At 65.9% G+C, this 19,699-nt stretch carries 19 protein-coding genes; 16 read left to right on the top strand and 3 right to left on the bottom strand.

The features are described 5' to 3' along the window. Window positions 1-1,257: an APC family permease gene (locus tag ACVWY0_RS10110; RefSeq protein ID WP_485836578.1), complete on the bottom strand. Its 1,257-nt coding sequence runs from the start codon at window positions 1,255-1,257 to the stop codon at window positions 1-3. Window positions 1,258-1,368: 111 nt separating this feature from the next. On the opposite strand from ACVWY0_RS10110, the gene aspS reads away from it, so the two are divergent. After that, the gene (gene aspS / locus ACVWY0_RS10105; protein WP_485836577.1) at window positions 1,369-3,156 is read left to right on the top strand and encodes an aspartate--tRNA ligase; all 1,788 of its coding nucleotides are present in this window, start codon (window positions 1,369-1,371) and stop codon (window positions 3,154-3,156) included. 69 nt (window positions 3,157-3,225) lie between these two features. Continuing rightward, window positions 3,226-4,065: a GNAT family N-acetyltransferase gene (locus ACVWY0_RS10100; RefSeq protein WP_485836576.1), complete on the top strand. Its 840-nt coding sequence runs from the start codon at window positions 3,226-3,228 to the stop codon at window positions 4,063-4,065. On the opposite strand, the gene ACVWY0_RS10095 is transcribed toward ACVWY0_RS10100, so the two are convergent. Next, on the bottom strand, window positions 4,062-4,772 hold the full coding sequence (locus ACVWY0_RS10095; protein ID WP_485836575.1) for an acVLRF1 family peptidyl-tRNA hydrolase: 711 nt from the start codon (window positions 4,770-4,772) through the stop codon (window positions 4,062-4,064). The two genes, ACVWY0_RS10100 and ACVWY0_RS10095, sit on opposite strands and share 4 nt — an antisense overlap. Before the next feature lie 61 nt (window positions 4,773-4,833). On the opposite strand from ACVWY0_RS10095, the gene ACVWY0_RS10090 reads away from it, so the two are divergent. The 14 genes from ACVWY0_RS10090 to nusB all read left to right on the top strand — a co-directional run bounded on the left by ACVWY0_RS10090 (window position 4,834) and on the right by nusB (window position 18,330). Then, complete coding sequence (locus tag ACVWY0_RS10090) at window positions 4,834-6,234, top strand: replication-associated recombination protein A (RefSeq protein WP_485836574.1); 1,401 nt, start codon at window positions 4,834-4,836, stop codon at window positions 6,232-6,234. A 277-nt stretch (window positions 6,235-6,511) separates the two neighbouring features. Beyond that, window positions 6,512-7,138, top strand: coding sequence for a 30S ribosomal protein S4 (gene rpsD / locus ACVWY0_RS10085; protein WP_058932352.1), 627 nt, complete (start codon window positions 6,512-6,514; stop codon window positions 7,136-7,138). A 147-nt stretch (window positions 7,139-7,285) separates the two neighbouring features. Then, window positions 7,286-7,660: a DUF948 domain-containing protein gene (locus ACVWY0_RS10080; protein ID WP_252565549.1), complete on the top strand. Its 375-nt coding sequence runs from the start codon at window positions 7,286-7,288 to the stop codon at window positions 7,658-7,660. Window positions 7,661-7,678: 18 nt separating this feature from the next. Continuing rightward, window positions 7,679-7,909: a DUF6167 family protein gene (locus ACVWY0_RS10075; RefSeq protein WP_485836573.1), complete on the top strand. Its 231-nt coding sequence runs from the start codon at window positions 7,679-7,681 to the stop codon at window positions 7,907-7,909. 117 nt (window positions 7,910-8,026) lie between these two features. Then, complete coding sequence (alaS, locus tag ACVWY0_RS10070; RefSeq protein ID WP_485836572.1) at window positions 8,027-10,705, top strand: alanine--tRNA ligase; 2,679 nt, start codon at window positions 8,027-8,029, stop codon at window positions 10,703-10,705. A gap of 7 nt (window positions 10,706-10,712) precedes the next feature. Beyond that, window positions 10,713-11,324, top strand: a complete 612-nt coding sequence (gene ruvX / locus ACVWY0_RS10065) for a Holliday junction resolvase RuvX (protein ID WP_485836571.1) — start codon at window positions 10,713-10,715, stop codon at window positions 11,322-11,324. Then, window positions 11,308-12,921: an endolytic transglycosylase MltG gene (gene mltG, locus ACVWY0_RS10060; RefSeq protein ID WP_485836570.1), complete on the top strand. Its 1,614-nt coding sequence runs from the start codon at window positions 11,308-11,310 to the stop codon at window positions 12,919-12,921. Before ruvX ends, mltG begins: the two co-directional genes overlap by 17 nt. Continuing rightward, window positions 12,918-13,778: a shikimate dehydrogenase gene (locus ACVWY0_RS10055; RefSeq protein WP_485836569.1), complete on the top strand. Its 861-nt coding sequence runs from the start codon at window positions 12,918-12,920 to the stop codon at window positions 13,776-13,778. The genes mltG and ACVWY0_RS10055 overlap by 4 nt, the downstream gene beginning before the upstream one ends. A gap of 26 nt (window positions 13,779-13,804) precedes the next feature. Further along, window positions 13,805-15,004, top strand: a complete 1,200-nt coding sequence (aroC, locus tag ACVWY0_RS10050) for a chorismate synthase (protein WP_485836568.1) — start codon at window positions 13,805-13,807, stop codon at window positions 15,002-15,004. Window positions 15,005-15,027: 23 nt separating this feature from the next. After that, complete coding sequence (locus tag ACVWY0_RS10045) at window positions 15,028-15,573, top strand: shikimate kinase (RefSeq protein WP_485836567.1); 546 nt, start codon at window positions 15,028-15,030, stop codon at window positions 15,571-15,573. After that, window positions 15,570-16,661, top strand: a complete 1,092-nt coding sequence (gene aroB / locus ACVWY0_RS10040; RefSeq protein ID WP_252614582.1) for a 3-dehydroquinate synthase — start codon at window positions 15,570-15,572, stop codon at window positions 16,659-16,661. The genes ACVWY0_RS10045 and aroB overlap by 4 nt, the downstream gene beginning before the upstream one ends. Then, window positions 16,661-17,179 carry a tetratricopeptide repeat protein gene (locus ACVWY0_RS10035; protein ID WP_485836566.1) on the top strand — a complete coding sequence of 173 codons (519 nt, stop codon included), beginning with the start codon at window positions 16,661-16,663 and terminating at the stop codon, window positions 17,177-17,179. The genes aroB and ACVWY0_RS10035 overlap by 1 nt, the downstream gene beginning before the upstream one ends. 177 nt (window positions 17,180-17,356) lie before the next feature. Continuing rightward, window positions 17,357-17,920 carry an elongation factor P gene (gene efp / locus ACVWY0_RS10030; RefSeq protein WP_485836565.1) on the top strand — a complete coding sequence of 188 codons (564 nt, stop codon included), beginning with the start codon at window positions 17,357-17,359 and terminating at the stop codon, window positions 17,918-17,920. After that, window positions 17,920-18,330 (top strand): transcription antitermination factor NusB, encoded by a 411-nt coding sequence (gene nusB, locus ACVWY0_RS10025; RefSeq protein ID WP_056340263.1) that lies wholly within the window; start codon window positions 17,920-17,922, stop codon window positions 18,328-18,330. Before efp ends, nusB begins: the two co-directional genes overlap by 1 nt. A gap of 76 nt (window positions 18,331-18,406) precedes the next feature. Here the strand turns inward: nusB and ACVWY0_RS10020 are convergent, their stop codons facing one another. Continuing rightward, window positions 18,407-19,669 (bottom strand): PrsW family intramembrane metalloprotease, encoded by a 1,263-nt coding sequence (locus tag ACVWY0_RS10020; protein ID WP_485836564.1) that lies wholly within the window; start codon window positions 19,667-19,669, stop codon window positions 18,407-18,409. Window positions 19,670-19,699 lie beyond the last annotated feature (30 nt).

Here is a 19,699-nt window from a genome sequence, read left to right as displayed (position 1 = left end):
CTAGCGGCGGAACCGAAGCACCACGAACCGGCCGGCCGCGCCGAGGGTCAGGACGGCGGCCATCCCCAGCACTGAAGCGGACGGCAGTGTGAAAGCCAGCAGCAGGCAGCTGATGAAGCCGGCCACATTGAGCCACCTCGGGCCGTGGGGCGGGTGCTCCTCCAGGGTGTACGCCGCGGCGTTCGTCACCGCGTAGTAGATGAGCACACCGAAGCTGGAGAACCCCACCACCGTCATCACGTTAGTCGTCAGGATCAGGAAGATCACGACGGCGGCCACCGCCAGTTCTGCCACGAAGGGCACCGTGTGCTTGCCGCCCACCCGGGCCAATTGAGCCGGCAGATCGCGTTCGCGCGCCATAGCCAAAGTTGTGCGCCCCACGCCGGTGATGAGCGCAAGCAGCGCACCCAGGCACGCCGCTGCCGCGCCGGCCTGGACGAGCGGCGCACCGGCGGCGAACTGCGAATTCACTACAGCGTCCAGCAGCGGGGCCGTGGTGGCGGCCAGCTTGCCTTCGGTCAAGTGGTTTTGGAGCAGCAGCGCCAACGCCAGGTAGATGACGAAGGCGCCGGCGAGGGTCGCCAGGATCGCTCGCGGAATGGTCCTGGCCGGGTCCTTGACTTCCTCTCCGAGGGTGGCGATGCGGGCGTACCCCGCGAAGGCGAAGAACATCAGGCCGGCGGCCGGCAGCACCCCTTCGATTCCGCCGGCCCCGCCAGAGCCGGACGTCCCGAGGGACGTTCCGCCGGCTGGATGCGGCCCCACGATCGCGGCCGCGGCAACAAACACTAGGGTGGCCAGGACAACGCACAGCAGGATTCTGGTCAGGAGTGCTGTGCGGGTAATGCCAAACAGGTTCACGGCGGTCAGCGCCACCACCGCAGCGATGGCAACCGGCACCGCGTAGCCCGGTGACACGTAGTGGCCGAACGTCAGCGCCATGGCGGCGCAGGAGGCCGTCTTGCCGCTGACAAATCCCCAGCCGGCCAGGAAACCAGGCCATTCCCCCAACCGCTTCCGGCCGTACACGTACGTTCCGCCGCTGGCCGGATACCGTGCGGCCAACTCTGCGGACGCCACCGCGTTGCAGTAGGCCACGGCACCCGCGATCAGGACCGAGAGGACGAGGAAATTTCCGGCCAGGCCCGCCGCGGGGGCGAAGACGACAAAAACGCCGGCCCCGAGCATGGAGCCGAGGCCGATGGACGTGGCGTCAAACACTCCCAGCCTGCGTTGAAGGTGCTGGTGTTCGGGCACGGGGGAGTCGGGCCTTTCCAGCGGGTAAACTCAGACGGGATTGTTCCCGGAACGATCCTATGCAGTTTTTTATCTTTTGTTTTCCTGCTGTCGTCTTCAGAAAGGCGTGCTGTGCTGCGCACACATGACCTCGGATCCCTTCGCTCCGAGCACATTGGACAAACCGTAACCCTGGCTGGCTGGGTGGGCCGCCGTCGTGATCACGGTGGTGTTGCATTCGTGGATCTGCGCGATGCGTCCGGCGTGGCCCAGGTTGTGGTCCGTGAGGAAGAGGTCTTCCACGGTCTGCGCAACGAGTACGTCCTGCAGATCACCGGCACCGTGTCCCAGCGCCCCGAGGGTAATGAGAACCCCGCCCTGGCCACCGGCGCCATCGAGGTCATGGCGGACAAAGTGGTTATCCTCAACACCTCCGATCCGCTGCCGTTCCAGATCGACGAGCACGTGGAGGTCGGTGAGGAAGCCCGCCTGAAGCACCGCTACCTTGACCTGCGCCGCCCTGGTCCCGCCCGCAACCTCCGGCTGCGCTCCGAAGCCAACCGGATTGCCCGCGAACTGCTCCACCAGGACGGTTTTGTCGAGATCGAGACGCCCACGCTGACCCGTTCGACGCCGGAAGGCGCCCGCGACTTCGTGGTCCCCGCCCGCCTCGCGCCGGGTTCCTGGTACGCGCTGCCGCAGTCCCCGCAGCTTTTCAAGCAGCTCCTGCAGGTGGGCGGCTTCGAGAAGTACTACCAGATCGCGCGCTGCTACCGCGACGAGGACTTCCGCGCCGACCGCCAGCCCGAATTCACCCAGCTGGACATCGAAGCAAGCTTCGTGGACCAGGACGACATCATTGCCCTGGGCGAAAACATCGTCAAGGCGCTGTGGAAGCTGATCGACGTCGAGATCCCCACGCCCATCCAGCGCATCACCTACGCAGACGCCATGGCGCGCTATGGCTCGGACAAGCCCGATCTCCGCTTCGGCGTGGAGCTGACGGAGCTCACCGCATTCTTCAAGGACACCGGCTTCGGCGTCTTCAAGGCCCCGTATGTCGGCGCCGTGGTGATGCCCGGCGGCGCTTCCCAGCCGCGACGCACCCTGGACGGCTGGCAGGAATTCGCCAAGCAGCGCGGCCACAAGGGCCTGGCCTACGTCCTCTTCAAGGAAGACGGCGAACTGGCCGGCCCTGTTGCCAAGAACCTGAACGAAACCGAGCGTGCAGGCCTCGCCGACGCCGTGGGCGCCAAGCCGGGCGACTGCATCTTCTTCGCCGCCGGTGAGAAGTCAGCGGCCCGCGCCCTCCTGGGTGCGGCCCGCGTGGAGATCGGCCACCGCACCGGCCTGATCGACCCCAGCGCCTGGGCCTTCTGCTGGGTGGTTGACGCCCCCATGTTCGAACCGGCCGCCGCAGCGGTGGCGTCCGGCGATGTGGCTGTTGGCGCCGGAAAGTGGACGGCCGTCCACCACGCCTTCACCTCGCCCAAGCCCGAGTTCATGGACACGTTCGACAAGGACCCGGAATCGGCCCTGTCCTACGCCTACGACATTGTCTGCAACGGCAACGAAATCGGCGGCGGCTCCATCCGAATCCACGAGCGTGACGTCCAGGAACGGGTGTTTGAACTGATGGGGCTGGACAAGGCAGACGCCCAGACCAAGTTCGGCTTCCTGCTGGAAGGCTTCAAGTTCGGGGCACCTCCGCACGGCGGCATCGCGTTCGGCTGGGACCGCGTGGTGGCATTGCTGGCGGGCGTTGAGTCCATCCGCGACGTTATTGCGTTCCCGAAGACGGGCAACGGATACGACCCCCTGACGCAGGCTCCCGCGCCGATCACGGCGCAGCAGCGCAAGGAAGCCGGCGTGGACTTCAAGCCCCAAACGAAAACGGAAGAGCCCAAAAAGGCCGAGTAATCTGAACACCGCAGTCGCGAGGCTCCCCGGGAAACCGGGGGGCCTTTCGCATCGGAAGGGTGGTATGCCATGACAGCTCCAGCTCCAGGACCTGCTCCGGCCTTGCCCGGGCTTGAGTCGCTGATGGACGCCGCCTGGCCGGCCCCGGACCGCGAGGAATCCGCCGGCTGGGTGCTTCGCGCGGCCTCGGGCGTGACCCAGCGCGCCAATTCGGTCTGGCCGCGGGAGCCGGAGGGCGACACCCGCCGGCAGCTCGAGGCTCTGCGTGCGGCGCGGCTCTGGTACCGCGGCCGGCGCCTGCCGTTGATTTTCCAGGTCTTCGATGATCCCCGCTCCACCGGACTGAATGCCATCCTCGACGGGGAAGGCTTCACCCGGCAGTCCGAAACACTGGTGATGTGCCGGAGCAGCGGCGCGCAGGCTGCGGACCAACCTGCGCTAACCCATCCTGCGGCGGCCCAACCCGTCGTCGAGATCTCCACGGTCCCCAGCGATGAGTGGCTTGAGCTGTGGTGGAACGTGGATGGCCGCGGCGGCCCGGCCGAGCGCGAGAGCGCACGCAGCATCCTGGCAGGCTGCCCGTCGCTCTATGCGCTTGTGAGGTCCGACGAGGGTGTTCCCGCCGCCGTCGGTCGGCTGGCTCTCCCTCCCGCCGGGGAGGCAGGAGGCAGTTGGGGCGGGCTGTACAGCATGGCCACCCGCCCGGACGCCCGGCGGTGCGGCCATGCCGTGCGGATCATGCAGGTGCTCCTGCAGGAAGGCGCCGCCCGCAACCTGGCCGGCTACTGGCTGCTGGTCACCGCAGCGAACTCCGGGGCCCAGCAGCTCTACGCCCAGGCAGGATTCCAGGAGGCTGGCCGCTACCTCTACCGGCAGGAACGGCCCAAGCGGCACCTGACCGGCTGCTAAGGGGCCCGGAGATTCGGATTGTTGGCCGGGCCGTCCGCAGGTGCGTCCGCCACCTGTATCCGGACGGCGCAGACATCCGCGGCGGCCTTCCGCAGAACCGAGCCATTGGGATCAGGCACATCCAGGAAGTCCAGCCGGGGGACTGAGGCGTACAGCTTCATGGCAGGTTGGTCCATGACCAGTCCCGCAAGGGTCCGGTCCCCGCCCGGAGCAAGATACTCGATCGGCTGGCCGCCGAAGACCGCTGCGGCGTGGGCCGCCACTTTCTCCACCAGCTCATCAGCCTGGTTGGCCCGGCGCCGTGCGAACCGCTGCTGGGACTGGCCGCCGGCCGCAGTCCGGGACTGCACGTGGCGGGACCCCGCCTTGGACGCGAGTAAGATGCCTTCCCGGGCCACGCCCACCGCATAGCCGCCGCGCCGCACAAGCACCAGGCCAGCCGTCCGTGGCTGGGCGGCGACGGAGGCCAGGCGCTCCAGGGGATCAGCGCCGCGTCCAGGCCGTCCGTCATGTGGCCACGGAGCCTGAAGCAGCGCAGTGGTGCCGTCGGCCGCCAGCAGCCGCACGCCGTCGTCGTCATCGCTGATCCGGAAGCCGCTGTGCGAGGCACCGAAGCGTTCCGCCCAGCCGGCCAGGCGTCCGCCGGACACAAACGCGGTCCTGACGGACCCCGTCCGGCCGGCGCCGGGGGTACTGCGTGCGCTCATGGCGGGATCCCTTGCATGGAGGGCGGAAGTGGGGCGGTGAACTAATGAGTAGCCTATCTATGTGGATGATCTCTTCGCCCAAGGGCATGGCAATGACGACGACGACACTGACGAACCGTCGTCGTCCGGCCGTACCGCCGCGCCCCGCAGTCCCTTGGCCGTCCGGATGCGGCCACGCACCCTGGATGACGTGGTGGGCCAGCAGCACCTGCTGGGGCAGGGATCGCCGTTACGGCAGCTGGCGGCCGGCACCGACGCCCTGGGCCCCGCAGGCCCCAGCTCGCTGATCCTCTGGGGACCGCCCGGGACCGGAAAAACCACGCTCGCGCACGTGATCGCCAAGGGCAAGGGGCGGAAGTTCGTGGAGCTGTCCGCCATCACCGCAGGCGTCAAGGACGTCCGGCGGGTTATGGACGAAGCCCTGACAGCGCGGGACCTGTACAAGACCACCACTGTGCTTTTCCTCGACGAGATCCACCGCTTCAACAAGGCCCAGCAGGATGCCCTGCTGCCCGGCGTCGAAAACCGCTGGGTGGTGCTCGTAGCAGCAACCACGGAAAACCCGTCCTTTTCGGTGGTCTCGCCGCTGCTGTCCCGTTCCCTCTTGCTCACTTTGAAACCGCTCACGGAGGCGGATATTGAAGGGCTCCTGCAGCGCGCCGTGGCGGACGATCGCGGCCTGAACGCGAAAGTGGAGCTCAGCGGCGAGGCCATGGCGCACCTCGTCCGGCTCGCAGGCGGCGACGCGCGCCGTGCACTGACTGCCCTCGAAGCAGCAGCGGGCGTGGCCTTCGGCGATGCGGACGACGCCGCTGCCGACTCGCTGGTCACCGTGGAACTCAAGCACACCGAACGCGCGCTGGATGTGGCTGCCGTGCGCTACGACCGCGCCGGGGACCAGCATTACGATGTCGCCAGCGCATTCATCAAATCGGTCCGCGGCTCCGACGTGGACGCCGCACTGCACTACCTTGCCAGGATGCTGGAGGCAGGGGAGGACCCGAGGTTCATTGCCCGGCGCATCGTGATTTCCGCGGCGGAAGACGTGGGAATGGCGGACCCCACAGCGCTGCAGACGGCGGTCGCCGCCGCCCAGGCAGTCCAGCTGATCGGCATGCCCGAGGGGCGGATCGTCCTGGCCGAGGCCGTGGTGCATCTGGCCACCGCGCCGAAATCCAATGCCGCGTACATGGGAATCAACAAGGCCGTCGCTGATGTCCGTGCCGGCCTGGGCAACGGGATCCCGGCGCACCTGCGTGATGCGCACTACCCCGGCTCCAAGCAGCTGGGCCACGGGCTCGGCTACAAGTACGCCCACGATGCCCCCCATTCCGTGGCCAGCCAGCAGTACCCGCCGGATGATCTGGTGGGTCGGGACTACTACGAGCCCACCGCCAACGGCGCGGAACGGGACATCGCCTTGCGCCTCGAACGCCTGCGCAAGATCATCCGCGGCAACTGACCGGCGCCGGCGGTGGAGTGGACCCGGGCAGTGATGCCACCGGAGTGACGCGGGGAAGCGGCGGCCGGAGCGGCCGGCGGAGTGTGGGAATGCAGCCGAATCCTGCTAAGATTGTTCGTTGTCTGGCAAGGCGCGGACGCAATCTCCCCATCCTTCAGTATTTCTGCTGTTTCGTTGGGGTAGCCCTGTGCCCAGTAGCAAAAGGCAGCGGTTGGCCGATGCTCTCCATTATGGAGGCCAGTAACACTGACACACCGCAGATATTGGAAGGACACAAGTGGCTAACAACACTCGTGCTCGCCGTACAGCACGCCTCTCGCGTGCACTCGGCATTGCTCTGACCCCCAAGGCCGCCAAGTACATGGAGCGCCGCCCGTACGGCCCCGGTGAGCATGGCCGTGCCCGCAAGAAGCAGGACTCCGACTACGCCGTACGTCTGCGCGAAAAGCAGCGTCTGCGCGCCCAGTACGGCATCCGCGAAGCCCAGATGACCCGCGCCTTCGAAGAAGCCCGCCGCACCAAGGGCCTGACCGGTGAAAACCTGATCGAACTGCTCGAAATGCGTCTCGACGCCCTCGTGCTGCGTGCCGGCTTCGCCCGCACCATCGCCCAGGCCCGCCAGCTCGTTGTGCACCGCCACATCATGGTTGACGGCATCCGCGTTGACCGCCCGTCCTTCCGCGTCAGCGAAGGCCAGCTTGTCCACGTCCACACCCGCAGCGAAACCATGGTTCCGCTCCAGGTTGCAGCAGCCGGCGCACACCGCGACGTCCTGCCCCAGGTTCCGGCCTACCTGGACGTCAAGCTTGACGCCCTGCAGGCCCGCCTGGTCCGTCGCCCGAAGCGCTCCGAGGTTCCCGTAACCTGCGAAGAGCAGCTCGTCGTCGAATTCTACGCACGCTAAATCCCAGCAGCGTATCCAAAGAAGCCCGTGGCAAGCGCCACGGGCTTCTTTGTATGTAAGGTACTTGGGGGACATCTGCGGAACGCATCAAGGCAGCGTGCGCGCGGAGGTAAAAGATCCACGTCAGTTTCAAGGAGATGAACGTCTATGTCTGGTGGCGATATTGCCGGCCTGATCGCAGCCGGGGTGTTCGCGCTCCTGGTGCTGCTGCTCGCCGTGCCCATCCTGAAGCTCGGCAGTGTGCTGGAGGAAATTCGGACCTCCATCCGCTCCCTCAGTGATGGCGCCACGCCCCTGATGGACGAAGTCACCGCGACTGTGTCCACCACCAACCAGCAGCTGAAGAAAGTGGATGGCATCACCTCCAACGTTTCGGATGCGTCGGCAAACCTTTCGGCGCTGTCATCACTCGTTGCAGCGACAGTCGGTTCACCGCTGATCAAGGTGGCGGCCTTCAGTTACGGCGTGCGCTCAGCACTGGCCAACCGCAAGAAGCCCGCCCCCGGCCGCCGCAGCCGCTAAGCCACCGGAGAAACTGAAATGAAACGATTTGTCTGGATGGGAATCGGCGTGGCCATCGGAGTCATCGCGTTCCGCAAGGTCACCGAAGCCCAGTCCAACCTGGGGCCCGAGGGCCTGAACCGCGCGGTGGGCCGGCTAGCTGACGGCGTATACAACTTCGCCGACGCCGTGCGTGCCGGAATGCATGAGCGCGAGACCGATCTGCGGGCCGCCCTCGGGGTCGATTCCCAGGACGTAGCCCGACGCTGAACGCGGGAAGAACGCGCGAGAATTAAACCAGCAGCCGCCGCTTGCCGGCACTGCCGTCTGAATCACTAAGTCATGCGTGGCATAACGCGTGAACCGAGAAGGGTATGTAATCAGCTCATGAAGTCGCAGGAGATCACAAAGCGCTGGGTGGACTTTTTTGTCAGCAAAGGACACACAGCGGTTCCCTCCGCCTCGCTGGTCTCCAGCGACCCCTCCCTCCTGTTCACCGTGGCCGGCATGGTCCCGTTCATCCCGTACCTGACTGCCCGAGAAGAGGCCCCTTTCGCCCGGGCCACCAGCGTCCAGAAATGCATCCGCACCGGTGACATCGAGGAGGTGGGCAAGACCGCCCGCCACGGCACCTTCTTCCAGATGTGCGGCAACTTCTCCTTCGGTGATTACTTCAAGGAAGACGCCATCAAGTACGCCTGGGAGCTGCTCACCACGAGCGTGGACGACGGCGGCTACGGCCTGCCGCCGGAACTGCTGTGGGTGACGGTCTACGAAGAGGACGACGAAGCCAAGGAGCTGTGGCTCACAAACACCGGCGTCCCGTCCGAGCGCATCCAGCGTATGGGCAAGGCCGACAACTACTGGCACACCGGCCAACCGGGCCCGGCAGGCCCCTGCTCGGAGATCTACTACGACCGGGGCCCTGCCTACGGCGTCGAGGGCGGTCCCATCGCCGACGAAAACCGCTACGTTGAAATCTGGAACCTGGTGTTCATGCAGTACCAGATCGACAACGTCCGCTCGAAGGACGACTTCGACGTCGTCGGCGAGCTGCCCAAAAAGAACATCGATACCGGCCTCGGCATGGAGCGCCTCGCGATGATCCTGCAGGGCGTCGAGAACATGTACGAGACAGACCAGGTCCGGCCTGTGATCGACAGGGCTGCCGAGCTGTCGGGCCGGGAGTACACCTCGGCCGAAACACCTGAGGACCCGCACCACACGGACGACGTTCGCATGCGCGTTGTCGGTGACCACATCCGTTCGGCCCTTATGCTGATCGCCGACGGTGTGACTCCGTCCAACGAGGGCCGCGGCTACGTCCTGCGCCGCCTGATCCGCCGCGCCGTGCGTTCCATGCGCCTGCTCGGCGTCGAAAAGGCCTGCCTGCCGGACCTGCTCCCCGCCTCACGCGATGCCATGAAGGGCGTCTACCCCATCGTGGCGACGGACTTTGACCGCATCAGCCGGATCGCCTACGCCGAAGAGCGGGCCTTCCTGCGCACCATCGCTTCAGGTACCGCCCGCCTCGAAGACGCCGTAACGGAGTCCAAGGCCGCCGGCACGCCGCTGTCCGGTGCCGATGCCTTCGCCCTGCACGACACCTACGGCTTCCCGATCGACCTCACCCTGGAGATGGCAGAGGAAGCCGGGCTCAAGGTCGATGAGCCGGAATTCCGCAGACTGATGCTCGAGCAGCGCCAGCGTGCCCAGGCGGACGCCAAGGGCAAGAAGGGCGGCCACGCCGATCTCAGCGCCTTCCAGGAACTGCTGGCGCAGGGCGAGACTGTCTTCACCGGTTACACCGAGCTGGATGGTGAGTCCCGGGTCCGGGGCATCCTCAGCCGCGGACAGCACGTGGGGCACGCCGCCACCGGCGACGAGATTGAACTCGTCCTGGCGGAGACCCCGTTCTACGCTGAGGCAGGCGGCCAGTCGGCTGACACCGGCCTCATCACCGGTGACGGATTCGTCGTCGAGGTCCTGGACGTCCAACGCCCCATCAAGGGACTGAGCGTCCACAAGGCAATCGTCCGCGAAGGGGAGATCGGCTCCGACTCACTGGTCCGCGCAGCCGTGGACCGCGAGCGGCGCCACGCCGCCGAGCAGGCCCACACCGGCACGCACATCGTCCATGCCGCGCTGCACCAGATCCTCGGCCCCGAAGCCACCCAGCGTGGTTCCTACAACAAGGCCGGCTACCTGCGCTTCGACTTCGCCTGGGGCGAAGGCCTCAGCACCGCCACGCGTTCGGAAATCGAGGAAGTCTCCAACCTCGCCATCCGCAACAACTTCCGCGTGGACACGAAGATCATGGGCCTGGCGGAGGCCAAGGCGCTGGGCGCCATGGCGCTCTTCGGCGAAAACTACGGCAGCGAAGTTCGTGTTGTGGAGATCGACGGCGCGTGGTCCCGGGAACTCTGCGGCGGCACGCACGTACCCAACACGTCCTTGATCGGCAGCCTGTCGCTGCTCGGCGAGCAGTCAGTCGGTTCAGGAAACCGCCGTGTGGAGGCGTTCGTGGGCATGGATGCTTTCCGCCACCTGGCCGCCGAGCGCGCCCTGGTGACTGAACTGACCGAGATGCTCAAAGTGCCTTCCGGTCAGCTCGCGGACAGAATCGCCAGCACGCTGAACAAGCTCAAGGCCACGGAGAAGGAACTCGACCGCCTGCGCAAGGAACAGATCGCCGCGGCGGCCGGAAACCTCGTGGGCACAGCCCGGGACGCAGCCGGCGTCCAGGTCATCGCACACGACGCCGGCCAGATCGGCGGCGCTGACGACATCCGCAACCTTGCCCTCGACCTGCGCAACCGCCTCGGTTCGGCAGCATCCACCGTGGCAGTGGCCGGTGTCAGCAATGACCGGCCCATGATCCTGGTGGCCACCAACGAGGCAGCCCGGGAAGCCGGCGTGAAGGCCGGGGCCCTGGTCCGGCTCGCGGCCGGAATCCTCGGCGGCGGCGGCGGCGGCAAGGACGACGTCGCCCAAGGTGGCGGCACGGACGCCGCCAAGGTCGCACCGGCGCTGGCCGCCGTTGTGGACGCCATCTCCCGGCGCTAGGGAACCCGTGACAGAATCCGCTGGCGCCGCCGTCTACCCCCAGGGCATCAAACTGGGGGTAGACGTCGGCACCGTCCGCGTGGGCGTCGCCATCTGCGACCGGGACGAAATCCTGGCCACTCCGCACAAGACCCTGGACCGCAACGTCAAGAAGAATTCCGACGTGCGCGTCATCGCGTCCCTCGCTGGGGAACTGGGCGCCGTCCAGGTCTTCGTGGGGCTGCCACGGACCATGAAGGGCGAGGAGCACGCCTCTGCCAGGATGGCCACCGATTACGCCGAACTGCTGGTCGCGGAGTTCGTTGCCCGGGAAATGGATGTTCCAGTCAACCTGGTGGACGAGCGCTTGAGCAGTGTTACGGCGCACCGTAACCTGCACGAAGCTGGCATGAGCAGCCGGAACCACCGTAAAGTGGTGGATCAGGTCGCGGCGGCAGGCATCCTCCAGCACGCCATCGACATGCAAAAAGCCAGGGGAACGGACGTTGGCAGCCGCGTGACCGCGCCGCCCCGTACTCGGCCATCCGGAGCAGGTTCGGCAGTTCAGCCCGAGCATGCGGCCCCGGAAGGCACGACCCGATCTCAGAACACGGAAGGCTACAGTGAGCCCGTCCAATAACGACGACGCCTATGGCGCCACGAGCAACGATGGAGCCAGGCCGCTGACCCGAAAAGAGCTCCGCGCCCTGGAGAAGCACACGGGAAGCAGCGATGTGGTTCCCGAGCAGGCCTACGAAACAGGGCAGGATGCGCCCGCACCTGCCACGGCTCCTGTTCCCGAAGCTGCGCCCGCTCCGGCGCCTGCCCCCGTTCCGGTCCGGGCGCCCGAACCTGTTCAGGCGCCTGAACCGGATCCGGAGCCGGCTATTCCCACAGTCCCGGAAACGCCGCCTTCCATCCAGGACCCTGGTCCGGCCGCAGACCACCAGCCGGATAACGCCCAGGTTCAGGAATACCACCCCGAAGACCAGCACTTTTATGAAGCGCACGACGCCGGGCACCACCACCCTGACGAAGCGCTCCATGAAGCCGGGCACCACTATCCGGACGAAGAACACCATGATGATCACCATGCCGATGACCACTACCCTGATGATCACCACCCCGACACCGGCCTGTTCGCCGGCGCAGCCGCGGTTTCCGTAGTGGCGAAGCCCTCCAAGAAGGTGCGGCGGCGGCGCCGCCTCCTGGCCCTGTTCCTGACCCTTGTCGTCTTCGTGGCAGCGATCGCCGTGGGCGCGCAATTCCTGAAGCCCCTGCTTGGAAACGACAAAGCGGCCGACTACCCCGGTCCCGGCACGGGCGAAGTCATTGTTTCTGTCCAGCCCGGCGAAGGTACCCGCTCCGTGGCCACCAAACTGGAAAGCGGCAAAGTAGTGGCCAACGCGGACACTTTCCTGCAGGCATTTTCGTCTTCCGGCGGAACGTTGTCGCCGGGGGATTACGCATTCAAGATGGAGATGAAGAACTCCGACGCCGTCAGCGTCCTGCTCGGCACCGACAAGAGCAAGGTCATCTACTTCGCCTTAAATGCCGGTCTCAGGGTCGGCGAGTCGCTGCAGGCCATCTCCGAGGGCTCCGGTGTGTCGCTTCAGCAGCTGAAGGCATTCAGCGACGCCCCCGCACAGTTTGGCCTTCCGGCCAACGCCAAGAACCTTGAGGGCTACCTCGCTCCGGGGGAGTACCGGTTCCCGCTCGGCACACCGGCCAAGGACATCCTCCAGTCACTGGTCAAGGGAACCACCGACGAACTTGTGGCACAGGGCATCACCGATCCGGCGAAGCAGTATGAAGCTGTGATCGTTGCGAGCATTGTGCAGGCCGAAGGCGGCCAGGCTGAGTACGGCGATGTTGCAGGAGCCATCTACAACCGCCTCAAGCCGAATGACCAGACCTCCGGTTACCTGCAGGTCGATTCGGCCGTGACGTACGGGCTGGGCACCAAAAGCTTCAACTTCACCGATGAAGAGCGCCAGGACAAGTCCAACCTCTACAACACCTACGCCAACCCGGGCCTACCGCCGGGCCCCATCGGGTCCCCGGGCAAGAGAGCTATTGACGCTGCTGCGAAGCCCAAGGCCAACGACTACCTGTACTGGGTAACCATCAACCTGGACACCAAGGAAACCAAGTTCTCCAAGACGCTGGCCGAACATCTCGGCTACGTTGAGCAATACAACACCTGGTGTACGGCCAACGTGGGCCGCTGCGCATGAGTCTCCGGGCCGCCGTCCTGGGCCATCCGATCAGCCACTCCAAGTCCCCGGCCCTGCACCTGGCGGCCTACCGCAAACTCGGGATGGACATCGGCTACACGGCCCTGGACCTGACCGAGCAGGCGCTGCCCGCCTTTATGGAACAGGTCAGGACGCAGCAGGGCTGGCGGGGGCTCTCAGTCACCATGCCCCTGAAATCGGGCATGGTTGCCGAAGTGGACGAAGTCCGCGGTGTGGCACGGACGCTGGGCGTGGTCAACACCGTCGCCTTCGAGGAAGACCTCGGCTCCGTCAGGCGCGTCGGCTACAACACCGACGTCGCCGGCATCGTCAACGCTGTCCTGAACGCCGGGGTGGCGGCCAGCCCCGCCGCCGTGGTCCTGGGCGGAGGGGGAACGGCCGCAGCCGCAGTGGCCGCGCTGAAGGATCTGGGCACGCAGCACGCCCAGGTGTTCGTCAGGGATACCTCCCGGGCCGACGAAGCACGCGCCGCCGCGGCCGGAGTAGGCCTTTCCATCGTCGTCCGGCCACTGACGGAAGCTGCCGTTCCGACGGCAAGTGCCGACGTCGTAATTTCCACGCTTCCGCCGCGCGCAGCGGACGGTCTGGCAGCGGAGATCGCCGCGTTGGGAACCGGAACACCCGGGGTCCTCCTGGACGTGGCCTATGATCCGTGGCCCAGCGAGATTGCGTCGGTGTGGCAGTCCGGCGGCGGCGCGGTGGTGCCCGGGCTCGAAATGTTGTTGTACCAGGCGGTGGAACAGGTACGCCTGTTCACCGGCCGCGGTGACGACGTTAATGCAGCTGTCATAGATGTGATGTGCGACTCAGTCGGCCTTCCCCGACGGGCGTTCTGACCGCCATACGTGGCAGGATGGAAATTATGTTGCGTTGGTTGACTGCCGGTGAATCCCATGGTCCGGCCCTGATGGGAATTATTGAAGGCGTCCCCGCCGGTGTTGAACTCACCAGCGGGCAGATCGCCGATTCATTGGCACGCCGCCGTCTTGGCTACGGCCGGGGCGCACGGATGAAGTTCGAGCAGGACGTCGTGACCATTCTCGGCGGCGTCCGCCACGGCCTGACCCAGGGCGGTCCAGTGGCCGTCCAGGTCGCCAACACCGAATGGCCCAAGTGGGAGCAGATCATGGCTGCAGATCCGGTGGATCCGGAAATCCTGGCGGACCAGGCCCGCAACGCACCGCTGACCCGGCCCCGTCCGGGCCACGCAGACTTCACCGGGATGCAGAAGTACGGGTTCACCGAGGCCCGGCCCGTCCTGGAACGCGCCAGCGCCCGGGAGACCGCCACGCGGGTTGCCATGGGCACCGTGGCGTCCCAGTTTCTCAAGGCGCTCGGCATCGAACTGGTCAGCCACACCGTCTCCATCGCCAGCGTGACCGTGCCCGAGGGCCGTCCGCTGCCCGTTCCGGCCAACGTGATTGCGCTCGACGCCGATCCTTTGCGCTGTTTTGACCGCGAGACCTCCGATGCCATGGTGGCCGAAGTTGACGCCGCCCACAAGGAAGGCGAAACCCTGGGCGGTGTGGTGGAGGTCCTCGCGTACGGACTGCCGCCAGGACTGGGCAGTTACGTCCACTGGGACCGCAGGCTTGATTCGCGCCTCGCGGCCGCCCTGATGGGCATCCAGGCCATCAAGGGCGTCGAAGTCGGCGACGGATTCCGCACCGCCGCACGCCGTGGTTCGGCCGCCCACGACGAAATCGTCAAGGACGCGGACGGCAAGATCATCCGTACCAGCAACCGCGCCGGCGGCATTGAAGGCGGCATGAGCATCGGCGACGTGCTGCGCGTGCGTGCAGCCATGAAGCCCATCGCCACGGTGCCCCGCGCCCTGCGCACGGTCGATGTCAGCACGGGGGAGCCTTCCAAGGCCCACCACCAGCGCTCGGACGTCTGTGCCGTGCCGGCCGCAGGTGTTGTGGCCGAGGCGATGGTGGCGCTGGTCCTGGCGGAAGCCGTCACCGAAAAGTTCGGCGGTGACTCCGTGGCGGAGACCGCCCGCAACATCAAGGGTTACCTGGACAACATTCCGGCATCCCTGGACTCGATCGGCCACTAGTGCCCGGGAGCCGTAAGGCCGGTGTGCCTGGCAACCGGCCCATTGTCCTCATCGGACCCATGGCGGTGGGAAAGTCCGCGATCGGGCACGAGTTGGCCAAGCTGCTGGACGTGCCCTTCGTCGATACGGATAATCTGATCGTGGACGCCCATGGCAGCATCGCTTCCATTTTTGCCGGCCGCGGCGAGCACGCGTTCCGGGAGATTGAGGCCCGGACCGTAGCCAGCGCGGTGGAGCATTCAGAAGGCGCGGCCAGCGTGATTTCCTTGGGTGGCGGCGCCGTGCTGGATTCCGGCACGCAGCAGCTCCTGGGCCGCTGCACTGTGGTGTACCTCGAATGTGATGAGGAAACCGTGGCCGTCCGCATCGCCCGGAACTCGGGCCGGCCGCTGCTCGCCGGCGATGCCATGGCCCGATGGTCCGCTCTGTTTATTACCAGGAAACCCGTTTACGAACGGCTGGCCGACCTTGTGGTGGATGTCCGCCATGGCTCGGTCAGCGAGCTGGGACACCGGCTCGAAGTTGCGCTGCGTGATTACGCGGCCGCCAAACAGGAAGTTGAAAATTGAGCGTCGATTCAACAGTCATCAAGGTCACCGGCGAATCCGCTGGGCAGAATTACGACGTCGTAGTTGGCCGCGGTCTGCTGGGGAACCTTCCGGCGTTGCTGGGGGAGCGGGTCCGGCGTGTGCTGGTCATCCATCCCCGTGCGTTGCGGCTCACCGGTGACACGGTCCGCGATGAGCTGGCTGCAGCGGGTTTCACCTCGCTGACCGCGGAAATCCCGGACGCCGAGGAAGGCAAGCACATCCAGGTTGCCGCTTTCTGTTGGCAGGTCCTGGGCCAGAACGATTTCACGCGCTCGGACGCCATCGTGGCAGTGGGCGGCGGGGCCGTCACCGACCTGGCCGGTTTTGTGGCGGCTACCTGGCTCCGCGGCGTGAAGGTCATCCACATGCCCACCAGCCTGCTGGGCATGGTGGATGCTTCTGTGGGTGGAAAGACCGGCATCAACACGGCTGAGGGCAAGAACCTGGTGGGCTCCTTCCACCCGCCGGCCGGCGTGCTGGTGGACCTGGACACGCTGAACACCTTGCCCAGGAATGAAATCATTTCCGGCATGGCTGAAGTCATTAAATGCGGCTTCATCGCAGATCCGGCCATCCTTGACCTGATCGAAAAGGACCCCGCGGCGGCCACCGACCCCGGATCGGACGCCCTGCGCGAACTCATTGAACGCGCCATCGCGGTCAAGGCCAAAGTGGTTTCGGAAGACCTCAAGGAATCCGGGCTGCGCGAAATCCTGAACTACGGCCACACCCTGGCCCACGCCATTGAACTGGTGGAGCGGTACTCCTGGCGGCATGGCGCGGCCGTGTCGGTGGGCATGATGTTCGCCGCTGAACTGGCCCGCAGCGTTGGCCGGCTCAGCGACGTCGACGCCGACCGCCACCGCAGCATCCTGGAAACACTGGGCCTCCCGGTCACATACCGGCGGGACCGCTGGCAGGGGCTGTTGGACGGCATGCGGCGGGACAAGAAATCACGCGGGGACCTCCTGCGCTTTGTGGTCCTGGACGGCATCGCCAAGCCGGGCATCCTGGATGTCCCGGACACGTCCCTGCTCTTCGCGGCCTACCAGGAAATCGCCTCCTGATGCAGGGCGACGTGGCGGGCACCAGCGACTGGCCCGAGGCTGGCTTCTCCGGAATCCGGATCAACCCGGTCTCCCTGCTGCCGGAGATCGTCAACGAGGATGCCTGCCGCGCGGCCCTGGCGGCGTCCGCGGACCCGTCAGACCAGATTTTCGTCCTGATCGTGGAAGGGCATGCTGCGGAGGCGGCCGAACTGCTCGCGGAGGCCCGCTTCAAGGACCCCGAGTCCTTCCGGCTCCGCACGTTCGAGGCCGAGGTGCTGCGTGTCTCACACCGCACGGACCGCGCCCTTGAACTGTTCCGGCAGTTGCTGGCGGAGTTCCAAGGGACTGACCGTGAAGCACTGGTACTGCAATACCTGGGCAAGACCCAGTACGCCGCCGGTCACACGTCCGCCGCGGTGGAAGCCTTTGCCCGGGCACTGGATCTTCGGGTTGCGCAATCGGCTGATGCCGCGCAGATCTACTCGTCCACCGTTGCCCTTCAGCGGGCCCGCGACGTCCTGGATCTCGCCTGCTGACACGCCTATCCGGTTCTGAGGTGGGTGGCCGGGAGGCCCGGACGCAAGCCGCCCGGGTTTTACCGGTAGAATGGTTCTTGGATTTTTGATAAACACGCGCTGGCAGGCCGTTCGGCATGCCTGGCCGGCATAGAACGTCTGACAACTGACCAGACAGATAGAAACCAGAGGATACCAGTGGCAACCACTAACGACATCAAGAACGGAACGGTCCTTAAGCTCGAGGGCCAGCTCTGGAACATCATTGAATTCCAGCACGTCAAGCCCGGCAAAGGTGGCGCGTTTGTGCGGACCAAGATGCGGAACGTGATGTCCGGCAAAGTTGTAGACAAGACGTTCAACGCCGGCCTTAAGATCGAGACCGCCACGGTTGACCGCCGGGACTACCAGTACCTGTACCAGGACGGCGCCGACTTCGTGTTTATGGACACCTCGGACTTCGACCAGCTCACCGTCTCGGGCGCCACTGTTGGCGACGCCACCAACTTCATGCTGGAGAACCAGATGGTGAACATCGCCATCCACGAAGGCAACCCGCTCTACATCGAACTTCCGGCCAGCGTTGTCCTCGAGATCACCTACACCGAGCCTGGCCTGCAGGGCGACCGCTCCTCCGCCGGCACCAAGCCCGCAACCCTGGAAACCGGCTACGAGATCCAGGTGCCTTTGTTCGTCGAGAACAACACCAAGGTCAAGGTCGACACCCGCGACGGCAGCTACCTCGGCCGGGTCAGCGAGTAGTGAGCGCACGCGGTAAGGCCCGAAACAGGGCACTGGATGTCCTCTTCGAAGCCGAGCAGCGCTCGGTTTCCGCCTTCGATGTACTCAGGTCCCGGCGCGAACTGACAGACCAGATCGTGAACCCGTACACCTTGGAAATCGTGGAAGGCGTCGTCTCACAGCAGACCGCCATCGACGAATTTCTCGAGACCTATTCCCAAGGCTGGACCCTGGAACGTATGCCTTCGGTGGACCGCATCATCCTGCGCATCGGCACCTGGGAACTGCTGTACAACGACGACGTTCCCGACGGTGTCGCGGTCAGTGAGGCAGTGGCACTGTCCAAGACGCTCTCAACGGATGAATCGCCGTCGTTCATTAACGGCCTCCTCGGCCGGCTGCAGCAGCTGAAGCCCTCGCTGCTCGCCTGAGCAGGACCCGCCTGAACAGCACGTTGTGACGGAAGGGACCGGCACCACCCAAACGGTGGTGCCGGTCCCTTCTGCGTCAGCCCGCGACGGCGGCGCGCAACGACAGAATCCGCTGCAGTTGCTGCTGTTCCTCCATCTGGTGCAGCCGGACGTCGCGGCCGCTGAGGATGCGCTGCCGGATGAAGGCGAGCTGGGTGGCAGAGTGCAGGAACGCCTTCATCTGCGGGCGGCGGTTATAGCCAGCCGCCCACTGCAGGGCGGTCCGCCGGCCGCGCGGGGTGGCCAGCAGTTCCACCTCGGCGGGGCTGAACCAGCCAGCCGCGGAATATTCCATCAGCCGTTGGCGCGTGAGCCGGTTTTCAGCGACGCGGAGGAGGAAGATGCCCACAACAGCCAGCACAAAGATGGGCACCTGGATCAGGATGTACTCGGCCAGGAACCCCGCGCCCATGCTGTTCCACCGGTTATGCAGCAGCATCGCCGGGATCAGTCCGATGACAAAGGCCAGCACCGAGGCCCCGGAGTGCCAGCGGCGGGCAGCGAAACCCATGATGAGGCCGGTGGTTCCCGTGAAAATGGCATGGGCGAAGGGCGACATCACGCCGCGGAGGAGGAAGATCTGGGCCAGATCCGTTCCCGGGTTGGCGGATTCGGCGATGGCCCGCCCGAAGTAGAGGATGTTTTCGGTGAACGCGAAGCCGCCGGAGATGGTGAAGGCGAAGACTATGCCGTCCACCGGACCGTCGAAGTGTTTGCGCGCCAGCAGCAGGATCAGCAGCAGGCCCAGGGACTTCGCGAACTCCTCCACCACGGGCGCCTGGACGGTGGCCATAAACGTCTGGAAGTCCGCCACATCGCTGAACTGGAAGGTCAGGGCAAAGAACGGCTGGACCAGCAGCGTGACCGCGATGGACACCGCCGCGCCCCAGGTGAATGCGAAGAGCAGGAGCCGCTTGGGTTCCGGTTCCCACCGGTCGATCAGGTAGACGGCAAGGAGCACCGCGGACAGCGGGATCAGCGACACCACAAAGCCCACCAGGAAGCCGCCCACGCCGGTGTTGGCCAGCAGGAAGGGCACCACCAGGAACAAGCTCAGGAAGACCAGGGCGGCGCCGCCTACCGTGAGTGCCAGGAGGCCTGCGGGCCGCCGGCCTGCCAGGGTTGCCTGCGGAGGCCCCAGCGGCGGCAGCTGGGCTGCGTTGGTTCCGGGCGCAGGACGGTAGTACTCCGGTTCAACCCGGCCCATCCAGCTGGGGTTGGCCTGCGTGGGGAAAGGATCCGGTGGGCCGGCTGGCCCACGGGCATGGCCGGAACACGGCTGATGAGGGTGCATGGACATACTGGAAGCCTATGATGCCCCTGCCGATGT

It is taken from the genome of Arthrobacter sp. UYNi723 (genome assembly GCF_054057635.1).
Note: the sequence above shows the minus strand (reverse complement) of the source record. Positions and strands in the feature narration are given on the sequence as shown.